At 44.4% G+C, this 2,384-nt stretch carries 3 protein-coding genes and 1 other RNA gene; 1 reads left to right on the top strand and 3 read right to left on the bottom strand.

Going from position 1 to position 2,384, the window contains the following annotated elements; all coding sequences use genetic code 11:
- The first annotated feature begins 190 nt into the window (after positions 1-190).
- Positions 191-542, top strand: a transfer-messenger RNA (tmRNA) gene (gene ssrA, locus D8Y20_RS13495).
- Between the two features lie 402 nt (positions 543-944).
- Here the strand turns inward: ssrA and D8Y20_RS13490 are convergent.
- The 3 genes from D8Y20_RS13490 to D8Y20_RS13480 all read right to left on the bottom strand — a co-directional run.
- Positions 945-1,322: a response regulator gene (locus D8Y20_RS13490; RefSeq protein ID WP_121544229.1), complete on the bottom strand. Its 378-nt coding sequence runs from the start codon at positions 1,320-1,322 to the stop codon at positions 945-947.
- A 35-nt stretch (positions 1,323-1,357) separates the two neighbouring features.
- Complete coding sequence (locus D8Y20_RS13485; protein WP_121544228.1) at positions 1,358-1,825, bottom strand: sensor histidine kinase; 468 nt, start codon at positions 1,823-1,825, stop codon at positions 1,358-1,360.
- The coding region (locus tag D8Y20_RS13480; protein WP_121544227.1) for a PAS domain S-box protein at positions 1,826-2,384 on the bottom strand (559 nt) is incomplete at its 5' end.

The following is a 2,384-nucleotide window of genomic DNA, read 5'->3' as shown; positions in this document are numbered from 1 at the left end:
TCTCAACGCCGGGACAATCGACCGCGTCACACCGGCCTGTAGAGATAACATCACTGAACAGATCATATTTCTATCTCTCTTTCTTCGCATACACAATCGACCCAAGTCTTCATCATCAGCCTTGCCTCACTCACCCTGTCCGCACAAAGCTTGTTCACTGACTACGAACGTATAGCATACGCAACTTCATGGGGGCGACTTGGTTTCGACGGAGATACTGAACCCTATGGGGCATGTCGGGTTGTTGGTCCCGTAAAAAGCTGGCACTTGCATATAATTGCAAACGACGACGTAGAACTAGCTTACGCTGCGTAAGTTACCCCGCTCTTGAGGTGTCCATCCATTGGGAATCCGGGGTCAATTAGATGGAATCGCTACTACAGAACGGAGACTCGTGGTCTGTAGGGTTAAATAGCTACGAATCGACCCCGTGGGCATTTTGTCCGTTTGGTTCTCATGGGGTGCTGTTCGAACGGACTAAACATGTAGAACCATAGGCTGATGATTTTCGGACGCGAGTTCGACTCTCGCCGCCTCCACCAAACAAAGAAGGCCTCCCAATCGGGAGGCCTTCTTTGTTTGGTGAGAGTGCGTCAGAGATCGAAATCTTGGTTCGACAAATCAGCAGGATAGCTGATTTGAACATTGCTTTAGCAATGGCCCGAAGGGCGGAGGACAGGAGTCCGTAGTACAATGGCAGGATAGCCAGCTTGAACGTCGCTTTAGCGACGGCCCGCAGGGGCGAAGGGCATGGATGCCCGGAGTACTCTCGCCATCTACAACTTCTCGCCTACGCTCCAGCCAGCACCAAACATTCGATACACATTCACCCAATCGGGAGGCCTTCTTTGTTTGGTGGTGTGCATCAGAGAGAAGTTCTCCCAGTTCATGTCGCACATCCATGTGATTCGGGGCATCCATGCCCCTCAATAAAGCCAACTGCTTTAAGATCCAAGCTTTCGCTTAACCAATTCACTCATATCGTTTATCCTGAAGGGCTTGCTGATCACATCTTCATCTTTCATTCCTTTCAACATATTTTTATCATAGCCAGTGGCAAATATCACTCTTGCATTTGATTTAATCTTACGGATACATTGGGCTGCCTTATCACCACTCATAACTGGCATAACCACATCAAGGATAACTAAATCAATCTCATTGACATGAGCTTCGAACAATTCAACGGCTTTTTGTCCATTTGTTGCTGTCATTACCTGATATCCAAGTGACTCAAGCAACTTACTGCCTATTTCAATAATCTGAGGATGATCATCAACAAGAAGAATCACCTCACCTTCTCCTCTTGATGCCTGCTTCATAGAAGGCGTATTGAAAGCAGCCTTTTTTGATTGCTCTAATGGAATATATATATATGGAATATAGCTCCGTTGTCTTTACTACTCTCTAACTGAACAAAACCATCATGCGTTTTAACTGCGCCAAAAACCATTGACAGCCCGAGACCAGATCCTTTACCAACCTCTTTTGTTGTGTAGAAAGGCTCAAAAATATGTTCTATATCATCTTCTAAGATTCCGTATCCGTTATCCTCAACACTTAAATGAGCAAAGACTTTGCCTTCGGCATCAGGATATGAGGCCGCAAACACCCTATCAGGTTGATAAACATCAAGTTTTAATTTAATCAGTGGCTCATCGACTCCTTCAACGGCGTCACATGCATTACCTACCAAGTTCATCATCACTTGATGAAGTAAACTAGAGTCACCATTGATAAAAAGTTCATCATCACACGTATCCTGATAGATTTTAATTGTCTCAGGTATTGTTGAATAAAGCAGCCTAGTAGTTTCAGCAAACATTTAATTTAAATTAATCGTCTTCATCTGAACTCTGTCTTTCCTAGCATAGGTCATAAGCTGTTTAACCATTTCAGCCGCTTGGAAAGACGTTGATTCAGCATCATCAATGAAGCTTATGGCTTCAACATGGCTGTGGGCTCTCGTTTTTGCCAAATAGAGGTTCCCGGTAATAGCGGCGAGCATGTTATTAAAATTATGTGCGACCCCACCAACCAATACACCAAGTGCTTCCATCTTCTGGGCCTGATAAAACTGTTGCTCCAGACTCTCTACATTTGTTAAATCTGACTGGATACAGACAAAGTGAGAAGAAGCCTCGGAAACATCTTTAGACAACTCATGAATGGGAGAGATGCTCATCGTGGCTGGATAAGAACGACCATCTTTCTTTTTATCGATTATTTTCCCACTCCAGTCACTTTGAGTACTTACCGCCTTTTTAATATTTTCATACGAATCAGAATCCAGAACCCCTCTCTTCAACACATTTAGCATGCAGCCAACGGACTCTTCTGCGCTATAACCAGTAAGCTCCGTATAAGCTGGGTTCACATACTCA

This window comes from Mariprofundus sp. EBB-1 (genome assembly GCF_003665155.1).
In the GTDB taxonomy this organism is placed as follows: domain Bacteria; phylum Pseudomonadota; class Zetaproteobacteria; order Mariprofundales; family Mariprofundaceae; genus Mariprofundus.
Note: the sequence above shows the minus strand (reverse complement) of the source record. Positions and strands in the feature narration are given on the sequence as shown.

Coding starts and splice junctions, on each gene's coding strand:
- D8Y20_RS13485 (WP_121544228.1), bottom strand. CDS start 1,825: ATGTTTGCTGAAACTACTAGGCTGCTTTATTCAACAATACCTGAGACA.
- D8Y20_RS13490 (WP_121544229.1), bottom strand. CDS start 1,322: ATGAAGCAGGCATCAAGAGGAGAAGGTGAGGTGATTCTTCTTGTTGAT.